The sequence below is a fragment of the Methanosarcina sp. 2.H.T.1A.6 genome, assembly GCF_000979455.1.
Taxonomy (GTDB): domain Archaea; phylum Halobacteriota; class Methanosarcinia; order Methanosarcinales; family Methanosarcinaceae; genus Methanosarcina.
The window spans coordinates 1-18,038 of the sequence record NZ_JJOY01000036.1 but is presented as its reverse complement, the minus strand read 5'-3'; the positions used below and the strand labels follow the sequence as shown (position 1 = coordinate 18,038).

General features: G+C 34.9%; 16 protein-coding genes. 1 reads left to right on the top strand and 15 read right to left on the bottom strand.

Translation table 11 applies throughout. From position 1 onward, the window contains the following. Positions 1–1,503 precede the first annotated feature (1,503 nt). From EO98_RS10315 to EO98_RS10245, 15 genes are all read right to left on the bottom strand, one after another. Entirely contained in the window at positions 1,504–2,430 is a 927-nt protein-coding gene (locus EO98_RS10315; protein ID WP_048140192.1) for a glycosyltransferase family A protein, read from the bottom strand. A 133-nt stretch (positions 2,431–2,563) separates the two neighbouring features. Next, positions 2,564–3,514 (bottom strand): polysaccharide pyruvyl transferase family protein, encoded by a 951-nt coding sequence (locus tag EO98_RS10310; protein WP_052734508.1) that lies wholly within the window; start codon positions 3,512–3,514, stop codon positions 2,564–2,566. A 216-nt stretch (positions 3,515–3,730) separates the two neighbouring features. Beyond that, positions 3,731–5,302 carry a polysaccharide biosynthesis protein gene (locus EO98_RS10305; RefSeq protein ID WP_048140190.1) on the bottom strand — a complete coding sequence of 524 codons (1,572 nt, stop codon included), beginning with the start codon at positions 5,300–5,302 and terminating at the stop codon, positions 3,731–3,733. Between the two features lie 223 nt (positions 5,303–5,525). Beyond that, entirely contained in the window at positions 5,526–6,653 is a 1,128-nt protein-coding gene (locus EO98_RS10300) for a glycosyltransferase family 4 protein (protein ID WP_048140188.1), read from the bottom strand. 6 nt (positions 6,654–6,659) lie between these two features. After that, on the bottom strand, positions 6,660–7,763 hold the full coding sequence (locus tag EO98_RS10295; protein WP_052734507.1) for a glycosyltransferase family 4 protein: 1,104 nt from the start codon (positions 7,761–7,763) through the stop codon (positions 6,660–6,662). Between the two features lie 13 nt (positions 7,764–7,776). Next, on the bottom strand, positions 7,777–9,360 hold the full coding sequence (locus EO98_RS10290; protein ID WP_048140186.1) for a hypothetical protein: 1,584 nt from the start codon (positions 9,358–9,360) through the stop codon (positions 7,777–7,779). After that, positions 9,324–10,229: a glycosyltransferase gene (locus EO98_RS10285; protein ID WP_048140184.1), complete on the bottom strand. Its 906-nt coding sequence runs from the start codon at positions 10,227–10,229 to the stop codon at positions 9,324–9,326. The genes EO98_RS10290 and EO98_RS10285 overlap by 37 nt, the downstream gene beginning before the upstream one ends. Continuing rightward, the gene (locus tag EO98_RS10280; protein WP_048140181.1) at positions 10,220–10,876 is read right to left on the bottom strand and encodes a PIG-L deacetylase family protein; all 657 of its coding nucleotides are present in this window, start codon (positions 10,874–10,876) and stop codon (positions 10,220–10,222) included. The genes EO98_RS10285 and EO98_RS10280 overlap by 10 nt, the downstream gene beginning before the upstream one ends. After that, positions 10,873–11,298 carry a GNAT family N-acetyltransferase gene (locus EO98_RS10275; protein ID WP_048140179.1) on the bottom strand — a complete coding sequence of 142 codons (426 nt, stop codon included), beginning with the start codon at positions 11,296–11,298 and terminating at the stop codon, positions 10,873–10,875. Before EO98_RS10275 ends, EO98_RS10280 begins: the two co-directional genes overlap by 4 nt. Next, positions 11,298–11,966, bottom strand: coding sequence for a WbqC family protein (locus EO98_RS10270; RefSeq protein WP_048140177.1), 669 nt, complete (start codon positions 11,964–11,966; stop codon positions 11,298–11,300). The genes EO98_RS10275 and EO98_RS10270 overlap by 1 nt, the downstream gene beginning before the upstream one ends. Positions 11,967–12,085: 119 nt before the next feature. Continuing rightward, entirely contained in the window at positions 12,086–13,117 is a 1,032-nt protein-coding gene (locus EO98_RS10265) for a DUF354 domain-containing protein (RefSeq protein ID WP_048140175.1), read from the bottom strand. Then, positions 13,114–13,566 carry a DapH/DapD/GlmU-related protein gene (locus EO98_RS19410; RefSeq protein WP_082098567.1) on the bottom strand — a complete coding sequence of 151 codons (453 nt, stop codon included), beginning with the start codon at positions 13,564–13,566 and terminating at the stop codon, positions 13,114–13,116. The genes EO98_RS10265 and EO98_RS19410 overlap by 4 nt, the downstream gene beginning before the upstream one ends. Next, positions 13,545–14,741, bottom strand: coding sequence for a DegT/DnrJ/EryC1/StrS aminotransferase family protein (locus tag EO98_RS17515; RefSeq protein ID WP_052734505.1), 1,197 nt, complete (start codon positions 14,739–14,741; stop codon positions 13,545–13,547). Before EO98_RS17515 ends, EO98_RS19410 begins: the two co-directional genes overlap by 22 nt. Before the next feature lie 52 nt (positions 14,742–14,793). Then, a complete protein-coding gene (locus EO98_RS10250; RefSeq protein WP_048140173.1) occupies positions 14,794–15,816 on the bottom strand; it encodes a peptidoglycan bridge formation glycyltransferase FemA/FemB family protein in 1,023 nt (340 codons plus the stop codon). A gap of 1 nt (position 15,817) precedes the next feature. Next, entirely contained in the window at positions 15,818–16,702 is an 885-nt protein-coding gene (locus tag EO98_RS10245; RefSeq protein ID WP_048140171.1) for a hypothetical protein, read from the bottom strand. A 373-nt stretch (positions 16,703–17,075) separates the two neighbouring features. On the opposite strand from EO98_RS10245, the gene artC reads away from it, so the two are divergent. Then, the gene (gene artC, locus EO98_RS10240) at positions 17,076–17,915 is read left to right on the top strand and encodes an archaeosortase C (RefSeq protein ID WP_235283586.1); all 840 of its coding nucleotides are present in this window, start codon (positions 17,076–17,078) and stop codon (positions 17,913–17,915) included. Positions 17,916–18,038: the final 123 nt, after the last annotated feature.

Below are 18,038 nucleotides of genomic sequence, written 5' to 3'. Positions count from 1 at the left end.
TATTGTTTATATAAAAAGACTGTCCAAAAGTTAATATACCGTAATTTGGTTTGTTACCGAGTACCAGCTTGGAAACATCAGTATTATTTATGTAAAACTTCGATTGATACAAATCAAGAGTTGAATTTAAATACCATACATCACCATCATTAAATAACAGGCTATCGTTATTTATTTGAGTATCTAACCAGGTAAAATTAACGCCATTAGGTTCAGAATATACCCTGATCATATTATCGGATGGATAGTATTTTGCATATCCGGCACTTGCTGAGTATGACATGGTTATTAACAATATGGTAGCAATGAAACAACAAGTTAGTAATTTTATTTTTTTCACAGTAAATTATCCCCCCAAAATGAATTTATGAGCACATATCCTGAGAGCGCCAAAGAGATAATTTTCAAACAACCCTTGCAAAGGCGTACCTTCCTCAAAAAGTCTCTATTTTTTGCAAGGCTTTTAAGTTCAAATAACTTTTTAAATGGATGTTAATTTCTAGTCAATTCCACTAAAAAATTAACTTCTGTATAAATTGTTTTTAGACATGATTCAAGTTTGTCAATGATATCAGATCTCAATTCATCAATTGCATCAGTGTTCATATCTCTAGCAGCTCAATATTAATTTTGTTAGATAAAGGCTCAAGAAAACATTAGATATATTTTGAGAATTAAACTAGATATAAGTGATTGAATCTATTTTTTGTTTTGGGCATAATTTTATAGAAGTAGTATAACAACTATTTTTTGAAGATGGGAAAGATATCAAAACATATGTAATATGAGAGTTATAATAACCTAGATTCGGCAGGTTGCCATTAAAAAAGGAGTGTTTTATAGAGAACGTTTATGGAAATATGCTCAATAATTCCACTTGTTCGTCTGGTTTACAATAGCAGAACCTTATTCTTCCATACTAAACATTATTGCAAAAACGTTCGTTGATTATATATGAAATGGGGATTGAACCACATGTTAACCAGCTTTAGATCGAAGGGATATTTATAAATATTCAAAAAAACAGTATCAGTAAAAATATTTAAATTCCTAATGTCGACCTGCCGAGAGCAGGATAATAATGAAGTTCATGCGTATGTGGTCAAGAATTTTTTTGCCTGAAGACTATCGATTTTGCACCAGAAGTCTACCTCAAATTTTGCTCTATTTACATGGAAATAGATACTCTGTCCCATCCCATAATAGGTTAAAACATTGAATAATTATTGCTTAAATGGATATAATTTCTCATTATTTCTCACATAACTGGAAACACACGAAATGAAGTTTGGATCTTGGCTGTTTCAAATAGGGAACTTAGATTCACGTCCAAAATATGGACTAGTACTTCGATTCCAAATTACTGACATAAAACTGGAATTTGAAATCAACGCTGTTCAATGAACTCCTCTTAAAAGAACCACAGAAGGACACAAATAAACACGTATTGGATCCATATGATGTAAGTTATATTTTTCCGTGGTTTATTGAGGATATATGGAATCAATCCACTAGTTGAATTTTTAAATCTTTAATCGAAGAAGAAACTATAGAACGTATTAATTTTTTTCTGTTAACTAATTTTGTATCTTTCCTAAACAAAATTTTTAGAGCAAGACCTTTATCCCCACACCGGATATTATGTCTAGCAGTAAACACTTCCTGATACTCAATGTACTCCTCTAAATCATCCAATATATCTGCTGGAAAATCCCCACTTATTAAAAACTTACGTGCCGAATCTACAAAAGGATGAGATTCAGCAGGCTCTTTTCTCTTACCTGCACTGTTGGCAATATCTTGATGATAAATCGCTCCAATTTCTCTATTATACGCTATAGGGTATTTCAATGCTATTCGCCCCCATAAATCAACATCTTCACCCCACCAAAAGCCTACTCTAAAACCTCCTAATTCCAAAAACACTTGCTTTGGCACTACTACACTAGACGAACAAAAAATATAATATCCTTTTTTAGCTATCTTAAAATAATTAGTCACCAAACCTTCCTTCGGAATTAAACGATTTAGTTCAGTATCTTGGTTCAATATATCGTTATTGCCATATTCGTTTACGTAACTCATAGCGTATAAACCTGCAGATGGAAATTTTTTTATCAGATTCAACATCATCTCCAAAAAATTAGGTGCCCATTCGTCATCAGCATCTAAAAAGGCTATGAACCCAGATCTTCCTTCCTTAGCTCCCCTATTTCTTGCTGCCGAAACCCCTGAATTTATTTGTTGAATTAAATGGATTCGAGAATCTTTAAATTCTTTGACTATTTCAACACTTTTATCTGTCGAGCCATCATCTACTACAACTATTTCAAAATCCTGGATAGTTTGACTGAGAACAGATTCTAACGCTCTTTTGATATATGCTTCCTTATTATACAAGGGAATAACTACTGATACCTTAGGAATCATTTTTGTTGCTCCAAAACTTCCTGAAGATGCTTTCCTGCCATTAATGCTTTCTTCTGTATTGTCGGGATATTAATATTCAGTACAAATTAGTGAACGCTGTCAAACTCAGGTAATAATTTTGGGAATACGAACCTTAGTTGTTCAATCTTTTTTTAAGACCATCAACTTCGGTCGTATTTAAGAAAGGACATACATCCAAAAGTTTTCCTAGGTCTATGTCTATCTTATAATCCTTATATTCGCTGTGAATATCCTGAATCATAGTATTTTCTGTAATTCTAAAAGGTCTTTCGTTTATTCTTCCGACTGATTCAAAGTAATCATAGAATTTAAATCCGCTTCCAACAACATTTTCTGAGAATTCAATCCATATTGAGGGAATTCCATATGCATCTGCAGCAATAATACCATGTAAAGAACTAGATGCGATTACCTCACATTTACAGATATCATCTACAACTTCATTTATCCCAGATAATATATTTATAACTAAAACATCAGGATTATTTTTAAAAATATTTACTAATTCACTACTTTGATCTACATGATGAGGTATGACACCCAGACGATATTCTTTTTTAACATTGGGTTTATAAAATAATGGATATAATAACGCAGGATCTCCATATATTTTTGGGCAATCTATTCCTTGATTAATGATCAGCTCTCTTGTTAATGGTCCTCTAACAGCACATATTTTAATAGGTTTTACTTTAAATAGAGAAGTAGAAGATATAAATCCAGAACCCCATACCACTAAATTTTTAGTTGAGGAATTTCCTAATATACTTCCAACGACACTGTATACATTTTGATTCTTAAAGTTAATTATTTCTTTTGATAATATAGGCTTTTTTCCAGATAAATGTTCTATAAGAAAGGGATTAAGTGAATCTCCCCAATTACGTCCTCCATCTCCAGTCCACCAATATGCTATCAGTGGTTTTTCTTTGAAGATTAAAAGTTTTAATGTATTTTTTATAGTTTTCTTACTTAGCATGTTTTTCATTTTGGATTTTATATTTATAAAGTAAATAATTAGTCCATGTTTAATCGTCACATCAGCAGGAAAGATTTTGTACATTTCTATTCCTCCACATATTTCAAAATATACCTTCAACATATCTTCTATGCTTTATTTTCCACTGTTGTTAAAAGGCATATTTAAAGTCATAAACCATTTTTTGTACAATTCTTTTTTAGCTGGCACATATTTTCACAATTATTAATTGAATTAATGGGGCTTAGTGGGACGCAATGCAACACATATCCAGCAACTACGCAAAGATCACTACATCTATCAATTACTTTTAACTTCAAGTTTAAACCTTCTTTTTATTATAACTGGTATAAAAGAGTAAACCATTTCCTTCTCTACTTGATTCAGACCTATGGACCATAATACCATAAGATATGCAAAACAAACAATTATGCAGTAGAATACTAAAGATATTAGAGTGGAAACATTTACGAAATGAGTAAATAGAACGATAAGCCCTGAAATAGTTAACATCGCTATGATTCCCGGGATCATTGAACTTACGAAAGTATATTTAGAGATATGTAATAATTTTGTTGCATACCAAGGAGTAAAAAATGAATTCTTCAATGTTAGCATAATAGCTCCTGCGAGCGCTACTCCATAGTACCCCCATCCTGTAACGTATGAAATTACTATTGCAAGCAAGAAGTTTCCCACCCCCATAAATAAAGTGACTATTCCAGGAATACGTACCTTGTTGAAGGATACATTAATCGGAAAGAGAGGAAGTACAGATAAATTGATAATAAGATGACCCATGAGTACCCAGAGAAGTGGAGATAGTCTTGCAAATTCCGGACCGATCCAAATAGAAAGAATTTGGGGAGCAAAACCACATATGCAACCAATTGGTAGAGCCATTGCAAGCCCCATGAATTTTACAGAACTTTTAGAGACAGAAATCATTTTATCAAACTGGCTCCTCGCGTAATAAGTTAGGATAACCGGTGTTAATATCCCAGCCAGAACCGCTCCCATTGATCTTAACAATCTACTCCAGGTTAGTAATGCAGCATACTCTCCCCCAGCAATAGATCCAAATAATTTGTTAACTATAATTAAATCCATTTGTAAAAACAACAGAGTTCCAACCTGATTTATAATCAACCAATTTCCCGTACTAGCTATTTCTTTTATTTCAGATATTTTAAAGTCTGATAGATTTACTTTAAAATGGGGGTTTACTTTTTTTGATAAGTATACAGTTGCTATAAAAACAATTATTGAAGCTATGAGGTTAGCAAATCCAATGTGGCTTAACATAGGAGTGTAGTTGGAAAATAATAGAACAATAACCCCAACTTTAATAAAGAGATTAGAAATACTCAAAATATTTTGTAAATCTAGACGATTGTATGCAAACAATGAGACTCCAAAAACTCCACCGAAAGTAGAAATCAAAAAAGAAAGTATAGTCCCCAAAAAAAGTAAATAAGCATCATATCTCTGGTTTATCGGGACTTCAAAGAAAACAGGTGTGTAATATGAAACAATTATAATAACTGGTAAAGACAGCAAAGAGATTCCAAGCATTCCGAATAAGGATGTATTGAATATAATATTTGCTTTATTGAAGTCTCCCCTTTGCAAATCAACAGTTAGATACCTCGATACCGAACTGTTAAGTGATTGAATTACAAGATTTACATAATTAGTTATAGAAGTTGCAAGAGGTACAAGTGCGTAACTTGCTACTCCAAGAGTATCTATATAATACGGCACTAAAAATACTCCAATAAGGAGACTTACCAAAAAAGATACTATGTTTGTAATAAGGTTTTTTGGCAATTGAGTTCTGAAATTCTGTTGTTTACTATTAACATTTAACAAGAATACGCCTCATTTTTAATTTATTTATACCTTAAAGTAAGTTTCCTTATTTACAAAATATCAAATACCATAATACATTAGACAGAAATTAAAACCTTAAGTTATCTTTTCGCCAATATTTTTTCCCAATATTTTAGAGCCCTTGCGTTATGTTTAGGTTTTACCAAAGAATTAGTCTCATTAAAGTCGTTTTTTATCATAACGATACTGACAACCAATGAAATTAGTTAAATTGATTATATATTTTTAGATACTCATCTGCAATGTTGTCCCAACTGTAATTGCGAGCAAATTTTTTTTGATCATTGTGGATATTTATATCATACTTTTTTTCAACCAATCTTTCAATGGCATTAAATATTCCATCTACAGTAGGTTCAAAAGTATAAAATGTATATCCATCTCTTTTAACAAAATCATTTATACCTGTATTGTATGAGTACATTACTGGGCCATTAACAGAACTTAAAGCTTCGAGAACTGCAAGAGAAAAGGGTTCGTATACAGATGGATAAATAGCAGCATTTACAGATTGCAAATAGGATCTTAAGGTGTTCAATGGTACCTTTCCTAAAAAAACCACATTTTTGTCAATTCCTAACTTTGTGCTCAGGATTTTAAGGTATTCTCTCTGTGGACCCTCTCCTGCGATATAAAGCATTATAGGATGTATCTTATTCATGGACTCATATTTTTTTAGGACATTGCAAAATCCCTTAAGTAAAACATCTACTCCTTTTTCAGGTGCAAGTCTTCCATGATAAAATATATTTGTGTTTTGTCCAAATTCTCCTTTTAAATCAATTTGAATATTTTCTTCCATTTTTGATTTGAGCCAGAAGTCATCGATTCCATTTGGAATCACTTGTACATTATTTAAACCATAATTTGACTCAAATAATTTTTTCATAACAAACGAATTTACAACTATTACATCAGCACTTCTCAATATTAGTGGGGTCAGTACATAAGTAGGAAGATTAAATAAACAACTCATATCACGATTTGCTAGCTTTATTTTGAACTCCGTTCGAGTCTCACCGTGATAGTTTATTATCAGTTTGGAGCGTTTCGATAAGCTCAAAAGATAAAGCAAAAATTTTTTGTTGGGATAAATAAGTGGACTCATTGAAAAATGAATGATCTCGTTTTCAAGATATACAAGTTCTTTTATTGAAATGATTCTTACATTTTTTTTTTCATTTTCTATTTCAACAGTATCTTTTTTATTTTGTAGAAAAACTAAAATATCGCTATTCACCTTTTTTTTTAATGAATTAAATAGACATCTTCCCACTGCTGAAGGTGCACCGGCTTTTGATGGATAATAATAGATTAATTGACTTGTCATTCAGACTCATTCCCTTAACGTTTTTTCGTATAATTTTACTGTCTCATCAGTTATAGAACTCCAGGAAAATCGTTCTGCCTTCTTCTTTGCCAATTTTCCCATTTCTTCGCTTAATTTTTTGTTTTCTAATAGTTCAATTATTTTTTTAGCCAGCTCGCAATAATCCCCGAACTCAAATAAGAATCCAGTATCACCATCATCTACAAGGTATGGAATCCCTCCTACATTCGATGCTACTACTGGTTTTCCTGATGCCATCGCTTCTAATGTAGTAAAAGAAAAAGATTCAAACGAAGATGGAATAACACAAATATCTATCGATTCATAATAAGAAATTTTCTCTTCTCCTTTTATATATCCTAAAAAAGTAACATTATTTTGCAGATTTAATTTCTCAATTAAAATGTTCAATTTTTTATATTGGGGACCAGAACCCGCTATATATAAGTGAATATTTTGAATGGATTCTTGAATTATAGGTAGTGATTTAATTAATATATCTACACCTTTCTGTTTAACCAGCCTCCCTATAAAAAATAAAGAAGGATGGTTTAAGTTTCTCAGCTTTTTTATATTCTCATGCTCACTAATGTTTATCCCGTTAGGTATCACTGAAATTTTAGAAGGATTTGCACCTTTTTTTTCAACAATATTTTTTATAGCAGGAGAAACTGCAATTAGTCTATCCGCTTTTCTAATAGCAGTTTTTTCTAAAAAACCATATAAGTAATTTTTAAGAAACAGTCTTCCTTTTATAGAGTTTTTTGAATCGATCGCAACTATACCATGGAGAGTTATAACAACTTTATAGTTTTTTTTAAGAATAAATGGTAGAAGCGAATATGGTGGATGGGTCCCATGTATATGAACTATGTCTGGTTTTATTTCATCAATTTTTTTTTTGATTTGCTGGGGGAGATAAAAATATTTTGAGAAAGGATAATCTAAATAGTTATCTTTTTTTCCGTCAATTTTGCACATCATAGGGGTAATAACATTAAGTTGCTCTATTTCATGCCTCTTAAGAAGTTCATTAGATAAGTGGTGAGTATGAGTATAAATTCCATGTTCCTCATTTGGAAAATGGTCGTGAATCATCAGAATTTTCATATTCGCCTCAATATTAAACCGACCATATTTTTATACGATCACCATCATAAATTAAGTCATTATTTTCTTCTACAGAACCTATTATTTTTCCTCTTCTTGATCTGACATCATACACAACATATTTTATATCATATTTTTCAATAAAATTTTGTATACGTCTATCTTTAATATCAAAGTTCATCACCCATTCATATTCCCCCAGCTTCGAAGTCCCACCTTGTTGATAATATGGACCTTCAAAATAATAATCTAAACTTGTATATGAATTCCCTAATGTGTTATTCAAAACTTCAGCTTCATTAACAAACCCGTACACAAGTTCAAGAGGTGGTAAGGAAGGAAATTCAATGTGCCCATTTGAAATAGCTAACATTCTCCAGATTGAGCCAATAGTCGTAAATACATGTGAATTTTGGGGAATATATGATCTTGCCCAAATCCCTGATTGATTTGTCTTTTCATCCATATACCAATTTTGTTGTGAATCCCCTGTACGATAGTGATTATAATAACTAGAAAAAAGGATTGAGCTCATTACAATGGATATAATAAATAATGTATTTAATTTCTTACTGCTGATAATAAATAAACTATTTTTAAATGCAATGGCTATAAAAAAGATAACAAATGGAATTATTATAAATTTTCCATAAGTACTTGAATAGGATATGGGTATAAAAAATAGTGTGGAAATTAAAATAAACCAGTTATCAGAGCCTTTTTCCTTTTTGTAGATACTATATATCAATCCTCCTAAAGCGAAAAAGATTGCTGGACCGACATAACGTGCAGTTGTTATAAAGATAACTATAAGGTACTGATAGCGAGACCCTACTACAAATAATTTCATAAAAAACGGAGCTAAAATAGTGAATAAAAGTAAAAAAATGTATATATGGATGAAGTTTACTTTTTTAAGTAGATCCAATTTTTCACTATTAATAGTTATTTTTATTTCCTTTTTTGTAATTGTTTTTATCTTCAACCCCAAATAAATTATAATCATAGTAAATATCAGAGGGAGAGCAAAATATGAGAAGTTATGAACCGAACGAAGATATACTAAAAAAATTATTATAAAAGTCGATTTTCTCCATAATCTGTCTTCTTTTAATAGGAAGTAAAAAATAAGGGGAAACATGACCATGAACATTCCTCTAGTACTTGCGTCAAAAGAAGTAAATTGCAAAATACCTTGAGACGTTGAGAAAAAAAAAGCAAATATGTATTTAAATAAAACATTATCGTATAAAGCTCCGGCCATTAAATAAGCAGTAAAAATGCTAAAAACTCCCAGAATCATGCAATATAAAAGGATAACTTTTTCCATATCTAGATTTGAAAGTTGAGATATTCCTGACAGAAAAAAAGGAACTGCGCTTGCATACGAATATGAGTATAATCCAAATGCTGATAAGGAATTAACCCACCAACGAGCGGTTCCGGACTCAGAAATTGAATTAGCTAACGCATGGATCTGATAAGAGTCGTTCCCGATTTCATGAGGTATTGAGGGGATTCTTAATATGATATTAAGAATTATCAATAACATAAAAAAAATTACTTTCTTACGCTGTGAAATCTCATTTTTGAGCATAGGATCTCCCTCAGTCTGTTGTTTTTATAATAACCTATTACTTCCGGGTCATCAATCCTTGGGGCATTCTTGATGTATTCTGAAAAGTATCCAGATATATATGCTAACCCTACTCCATTTCTAAAATATTTATTTCTACTATGCAATAGCTTTATACCTTTTAGTATGACATGAATTGGTGTGTAACCAATAAAATAATTATTTGCACCAAGTTTTGTATATCCTTTCCACTGCCCTTCTGCACTAGCGTAGGCTCTTGTGGATATAGCTTTGATATGTTCAAACTGTCTGGTATCCCATCCCTGAATTTTGGCTTTTACATTTGAGACACTATCAGGACTACAGGTTAGCAAGTAACCTCCTGTATTCTCAAAGCATTTTTTTCTCCATAGTCTGGCACCACCAGAAGGTAAATCATCTCTGAAATCACTCCAGATGATTTTGTCATTTACTATATTTCCTATGTGCCCACTACAAATTCCCAGGTTTTGGTTTTTTCCCATTTCGATAATTAGCGAATCAAAATAGTTATTTTCAAGAATTATATCAGCATCGATACTACCAATATAATTGTACTCAAGGAGATTTTCTTTGCAGTAATTGATCGCATAATCAAATCCGGTTCGATAAACATGTGACACGTGTATTCCCAGGTCTCTGGGCTTTTCATTCAGCCTTATGTTTTTAACCCACTTATGCTTTGAAGTCAGATCTTGCAGTATATCGGGGGTTTTGTCTGTACTTCCATCGTCAACAATAACCCATATTATTGGCTTTACTGTCTGGGTAAGTACAGATTCTGCAAGTTTTGGGAGGCTTTTTTCCTCATTCTTGCATGGAGTCACAAGTATGTAGCTATTTATCTCCATATGCTGTCATCCATTCGAATCACTTCAAAGCATTCAGCGTATTTGTATCCCATTGCCCATCCATAATGTACTGCCATTGATTTCACGTGTTCGATCAGTACTTCACTGCCGAATTTTTTGTATTGTGTCTCGTACGCACGTATGGCTTTTAATTTAGTTTCAAGAGTTTCTGTAATATCTACAAAAAATTGAGGCCTAAAAGCGAATACATTAGGTCTATATGGGAGTGTCGAACCGCTAAGTACGTTCTTTACCCTTCCCTGGCGAGAAACTGCAAACATTATATCTGCTGCAGCTTTGTGATCCTGATGTGAGTCAAAGGGATGGTGAGAAATAAATACATCAGGCTTTAATTCGTCAACAATGGAATCTACCTTAGTTATTGTGTCCCCATTTGCTTGAAGATCTTTTGTAGAATAATCAAGGAAAATAACATCTTTTATTCCCAATATTTTAGAAGCTTTTTTGGCCTCATCTCTCAATTGTTTATCATAATAGGTATTTCCATTTATATCCGTATATCCTCCTGCTGTTAAAATTAGCAGGTATACGTCACACCCTCTTTTTGCAAACTTAGCAAGAGACCCTCCAGCTTCAAGTTCCATATCGTCCGGATGAGCTCCCATCGCAAGAATTTTGGTTGTCATAGGTCCTTCCTATATATGTGATTGTCATTCATTAAGCATATATTTCGAAAGTTATTTTTTTCATAAAATCTTTTTGCGATTAGATTGTCTTTGTAGACCTTTAATGTAAGATATTTTATATATATATCTGCATCTTTGATCACTTCATTTATTAGTTTGCTACCAATACCCATTTTTTGATATTCTTGTTTGATAGCAAATCTATGTATATGCAAATTTTCTTTATTTTTTACAGAACATATAATATATCCAGCAATTTCACTACCAATAAAGAAAACATAACTATTATCCCACTTTCCATCAAGATCAATTATAAAATTATCATATTGCCATTTCTCATCCGTATTAATGACCTTATCAATCTCAATGAACTCTGAGATTCTCTCTGATATCATTCCTTTTGTTAGTTTCAAAATACTCATTATGGAATTCTTCCTGTATTGAACATAGCATCAATAGCCGACATGTTTGGTTCAAATCCATTGTACTGTTGCTGATAAGCTGGATGTTTGAATTCCTGAAAAATTACCTCTATGTCTTGTTTCTCGAACAGCTGCAGATCAAGGTAATCCTTACCCATAGGACCTGAAAGATAGGTATCTCCGCCAATTTCGCTTACAAGATCAACAAGTTTTTCTGTCGACTTGGAAGTGAATCCGAATTCACTGGAATAGACTATCCTAGTATCAATATCAAATGATTTCATCAGAAATTCGATTAGCTTTATGTTTATATCGATCAGCATATCGTATTCCTGCTCATATATCCTGCGAATATCTTTTTCAAAATTTGGATAATAAGGGGTTTTTTTGTAATTATCGTGTATTTCTTTTAAGTGAGCTTCATGCCAGGTTGTTCCTTCTGTTTCAACTTTATCTCTTATTTTTATCTGATTGATGGGAATATGTTTCTTTTCAACCGGAACAGTCAGCCATTTCCACCCATGATATATTTTTATCCTGTTACGGTGTTGGAAATCCCCTTTGGTGAATTGGGCATCATCGTAAATAACGAATACATCTGATTTCCTCAGTTTATCAAAAAAACCGAGATATGGCAAGTAATTTGGTTGATGTATCCCGACTATCATGTTTCCCCACGCGCTTATGTATGCTACTTTTAAAGTATTTATATTTTTATATTTGCAAGTAAAATATTGAAATTAGAAGAATTACATACTACTACTTAGTTACTTTATAGAAGTAATGTTCAGATTGATTTCCCTTTCTTTTCAATCACATTAACCATAAATTCAACAACATCAATCTTTTCTTTCAGCATTTTTTCCCTCATTAAAAACCATTCTTCCTTTAATTCATTTTTTTTCAGTAAAGATGTAGCTTTATCCAGTGCAACTTTACTATCTGAGATTGTATATGCCAATCCGTATTTTTCTTCAAGTTCGTCAAGATATCCACGTCTTGTGTTTGAAACGTATATTGAAGGAATTCCCAGAATAGCAGATTCAGATGCCATCGTGGCACCTTCTCCAATACAGAGTTTGGAATGAAAAAGTATGTCGTGTAATTCACGGGGCTCAAATTTCAACTGATAAACTTCTATTGTTTTCCAGGGTGCAACTTCTGAAGAGATTATTACTCTTCCGTGTTCTTCAAGTACTTTGATGTATTCTTTTAGCTCTTCTTCTGTTTTAAATGAAAAGCCGCTTGCTCCAATATCATGATGGGAAGATAGAGCCGACAGGCGCAATATTATGTAGTCATTATCTAACCCGTATTTCGTGAGAACTTCTTTTTTTGGTGTGAAATATTTTGGGTGTAAATAAGCTAACTCGTAATATCCGTTAAATCGTTCCTGTTTTGGTCCGAGGTCAAGATAGAACGATGTAGAAGTGTAAACTCTGTCTGTGAAAGGGAGCATTAATTTTATTGCAGGTCCTGCAATCTCCGTATCTATAAATGCCAAATGTGGTTTTCCAAGTAACTTACTTACCTGTGCGGAATAGGGGGATCCGGGACTTATGAAGATGTCTGGCTGGAACTTTTTTGCTATATTGTAAAGCCAGATATCGTTTCTAATTACTCCAAAAGCTTTCCCAACCATGCTTTTATAATAGGGGCCGAACTCACAACTTAATCCACATTCGTTTATTATTCGTCTTGTGTTCTCTTTAGCCCTTGCTACTATTTTGATATCATGTCCCCTGTTTTGAAGTTCTGATATTACGTTTTGAAAAACGTTTACGTCCTTTGGATGACCTATATCCAGTATAATTTTCACTTTACCCTTACCTCCCCCGTTTTTTTAGCAGGGACCCCTGCTACTATCGTGTAAGGTAGGACGTTTTTTGTTACCACTGCTCCCGCACCAATCACAGCTCCGGTTCCGACTTTTATATCGGGTAATATTATTACACCGGCGCCGATCCATGCATCATCTTCGATTACAATCCTACCATTTACGGTTTTTACATAGGGACTGATTCTTGAAAAATTGGGGTCAGAAGAAGTTACAAAAATTGATCCGGGTGCAATAGAAACTCTGTCCCCAATTACAAGGTTGTTCTTATCGGACAACTTATCAACTATTATCACTCTTTCCCCTACGTACACCTTTTTTCCAATGGTGTAGCTACAGGCTCTTAGTAGCATAATTCTAAGGCCATTTACTGGAGCTATCGATGCAAATACTTTGCATATCTTCTTAGTTAGTTTTCTGCCAAAAGACATGATATCATAGCATCTGACACTTTTTTAAGCTCATCTTCTTTCAACATATAATGATTGGGAATCGTCAATATCCTATCTGCAACCTTTTCGGTATTGGGACAATCTCCTTTATATCCGTAATTTATTCTTGCTATAGCCGGTGTTTTGCTGAATAGTTTAGTCGTATCGATCCCCTTTGTCCTCAAAGACTCACATACCTTATCCCTTTCGGATTCTTCATTCACCTGTACCGGGAAAAGGTAATAGTTGCAGTAAGTATCTTTAGTCTCGAAAGGTAATTTTAGATCCATGCCTTTCAGATATTCAATGAGATATTGAGAATTTTGTCTCTGCTGTTCCACTTTCTCCTGAAAATCCTGCAGCTTTTTAGCAACAACCTGTAGATCAGTATTTCGAATTTTTGCAGTTTTGAAAGAGTATTTGTTCATCAGGTCAACTTTATCTTCAATCCTGCTCCCAAGAGGCAGCGAAACCAGTCCAAACCATGGCCTATGATATAATGTAGAGCGTGCACAGGTTTTTATTGTGTGTTTGATTTCATCGGTTCCGGAAGGTTCTGGCAGCTTTTGTATCTCTTTTTTCACATTTTCTGCAAGCTCCGGATTTCTGGTAGTTACCATTCCTCCTTCTCCGGCTGAGATGTACTTTCCAGTTCGGAAACTGAAGAATCCTGCAGTTGCAATCGTTCCTGCCAGCTTTCCTTTATATTGGCTTAAAAGGGCGTGAGCACAGTCTTCAATAACTGGCTTTTCACCTGCAATTTTTTGAATTTTATCGAGATCTGCAGGCCTTCCGAAAGTGTGTATTGCAATAACGGCTTCGATGTCGTCAATTTTCTTTTCAAGATGTTCAGGACTTACTGTATAGTTGTCAGAATCTATGTCAAGGAAGAACGGTTTGTGGCCAGCCTGAATTATGGCATCAAACACACTGGGACAACAATAAAGTGGTACTCCAACGTTTGAGTTTGCCGGAAGGTTCAGGGCCATAAGGATCACGTAAAGGGAAGTCCTTCCACTGTTGGTAAACCCAATTGATGAATTGCAAAACAATTCTGTTAACTGAGAGGTATCTGCTTTAGTTTTAAGGTTCGTCAGAGAGTCTATGAAATCTTTCATACCATAATCTATGTTGAATCGTGGAATCAGCATTGGATCAGGTTTAATGGAACTCATGTTTATACTCCCTAGAATATTCAGTCTCTAACTTGGCATCTGTTTTTAAGAATCAGATTCCTATGTGAACATATTTCCCAACAGTTTTGTAAACTTTCAATCCCGATTTCATGATTTCTTCTCTAGCCCTGCTGTGGATCTTTTTATATCTCCCATAATTCACTTCCTCCCCGCCAAACCGCTTCTTAAACTCCCTTACTCCGTAGGGCTTGTCGGGATGGCCTGCTCCTCCGAAATCAAATACTTTTTCTTTGCCTGCGTATTCCGAGAGCATATGCCAGACAACGGCTTCGTTTACGTAGTTTATTTCCTGTTTTGAGCCTGCGTACCAGTCGTGTACCTGGCCCTTATACTTCAGGACTACCCTTGAGCCGACAACTTCGCCTTCCAGGGTTGCAAGGTAGAAATCTATAAGTCTCTTATCGGAAAGTTTATCGTAGGCGCTTTCAAGGAGAGAGATATCTGCAAGGGGGAGCCTTACGTTTTTATAGGTCTCCTCAATTACTTTATAGCAGTCTTTTATTTCGTCTCTCGTTTCGATTTTCCTAACCTGGATTCCTACTTTTTCAGCTCTGTTTATCCCTTTTCTGCGGGGTTTGTGGATATCTCCCCAGATCTTTTCAGCAGGGCGGTTGAGGTCGATCAGGTAATTTAAGTGGGGCTCGTACTGGTATCCCAGAGATTCCAGCATCCCTTTCGAGTTTTCAGTGTCCCAGAGGTTGCGGATCTGGGTGTAGATTGCTCTGTTGTGCAGAAATTTCTCGTAGTAATTGAGCAATTTCTCAAGAGCTTCAAGCCCTTTTTTGCCTTCAACAAAAAGAGGCCCGTTGTTGATGATTGACCTTGAGGAAATTGACCCGACAAAGCCGGGAGCGTCTCTTATGATGACCGCCTGCAGGACTGCGAGTATCTCTCCGCTTTCGGGCTCAACTGCAGCAAGCGAAATAGGTTCATAGTTTTTAGTTGACCTGTATACATCTGCCATTGCACAGGTCTGGAAAATATTTCCCTCCGGATGATTGAATACAAAATCGTCCCATTTATCCCGGTCAATCGACTCCGTAATTTCAATCACTTTAAAGCCCCGCAGTCATAGTATCCTTTTTTTGGGTCCTGCTTCTGTACCACACAATCCCCGCCTTCCCGACATTCTTCACGTTCTGGAACAGCAGTTCCTTTGTCCAGCCGCCAAAGTCTTCGCACCACCTGTTGGGGTGCACGAGCAGGCAGATCTGGGAAACTTTTTCGCTCTGGATCAGGCGGATCACATCATCAGTCGAAGAAATTGCCCTGGGGTTTGCTTTTGCATTTGTCCCGGATTTACTTTCGGATTTACTTCCGGACTTGCCCTCGGATTTGTCCCCAGAAATATCTCCGGGCCTGTCAATCGTGTCCTTGACCCGGATCTTCAAGTCCGCCCAGGTCCTTCCTGTGTCGGTAAGGTAAAAGACTTTATTATAATCAATTGAGAGGTATGGTTCACCTGCAAGCCCGAAATCCCTGAAATCATACTTCTGCCACAGGTCCCGGTTTGACCAGGGTTTGAGGGGGTTCCCGTGCATGCATACCGTATTTATTTCGGTGACGTTTTCGGTAACTTTCCTGAGGTCTTCGAGTTCGGTTTTGAAAATCTCAATTGCTTTATCCGTATCTCCATTTGCCTTATCCATAACTTCGTAATGGAAACCGATTTCATGCCCCATTTCTGCCATCTGGAGAATAATATCAGGCTTGAACGTCTCTTCAATATGCCGGAAATAGTATGTGGACTTTATTCCGTAGCTGTGTTCAAGTTTTGCCATCTCAAGGTTTCGGTTAACCGCACGGTCCACGTCATGTCTGAGGATAATGCATTTCACGGGTTTGTTTTTAAGAAAATCATATACCGTGCAGGTAGAATAATCTGTTTTTTTGATCGCCTGCAGCAAACTTTCATACTTTGTTAAAGTGAAGTCCCTCAACTTTGACGCCCCCGTTTTTGGCCTGAAGGGGATGATCTTTAATCTGTCTCCCGGTGCCTGAAATTTAATTTGTTTCGTAATTTGTTTCGTAATTTGTTTCGTAGTTTCAGTCCATATCGGATTAAAAATTCATATTTATATAATAGATTTTTTGAGTTTCAATTGATTTTTGTTTCAATTTTTTGTAATCCCAGAGGATCAGTTAGAAGGTTTCCCCTCTAATTTATTTTTTTAGCTTAAAATGTCACGCCTTTAATATATATCCCTTACTATTTTGAATTTTATTTAAAAGTTATCCTGAAGATTGCTTATAACTTTTAGGAAAGTTTTTAAGCAAATTGCTCAAATTATATATTCATGTGGATGAGTAGGTATGATGGACGAAGAAAATAAAAACCTGGTTCTAATTTTACTGGTCCTTGCATTATTTACAGGAATGGCAGTTGAGGTAAGTGAAGGCTCCACTACTGTTGGAGTTATCCTCTTTCTTGCTTCTGTACTTTTGTTGACAAGAATTAATTTCAAGCATGTGGGGAATTCCGGCTTGCTGAAAAAATCGAAAACGTATTTTGTCATAGGGGCTTTCATAGTTGCAGCCGACCTCTATTATAATTTCAAAAACGGTGGGGAACTTGGAACCCTGGATGTTATGACATTATTCTTCGGAGCCTCTTTAATCGGGACTCAGCTTCAAAACCCGCAGATTGAACGAGTCTCCAGGTTCGGAATGTCCATTTCATCTGTTTTTGTGATACTGTACCTTATCTTCTATACTATGTTTGCTTTCTTAAACATTGATTTCCTGCACAAGTTCGACCATTATTTCATACTTCTTCCGACTGTGAAGCTGGTCGGTATGACAGGAATTCCACTGGAAGTAATCGCTACTGAAACTGTCAGGGTCAGCGGCGTTGAAGAAATGATTGTAGTTATTGGGGGACCCTGTTCAGGCCTGTACTCCATGTTCCTCTTAATTGGAATCGTCTTTGGGTACAGTCGAATTGAAAACATGGAAGTAAACAAAACCCTGAAGATGCTTGGGTTCTGTGTGGCGGTTGCGTACATCTCAAATTTATTTAGAGTTGTTGTTCTTTATTTAACTGCTTATTATTATGGGCAGGAAACAATGATGCTGGTGCACACCCACATAGGCTGGATTATTTTTGCAACTGTCGCGGCAGGTATAATGTACTTTATAGAATTAAAAAGATGAAGTTACTTTATAAGAACTAAAAAGGTCAACTACCCCTGAGCTAAAGACTCAGGGGCTTGTCTAACAAGCCCTGGTTGACCAGATCACCGATTAGGAGCAACGGAAAATCGGTAAACGATAGGA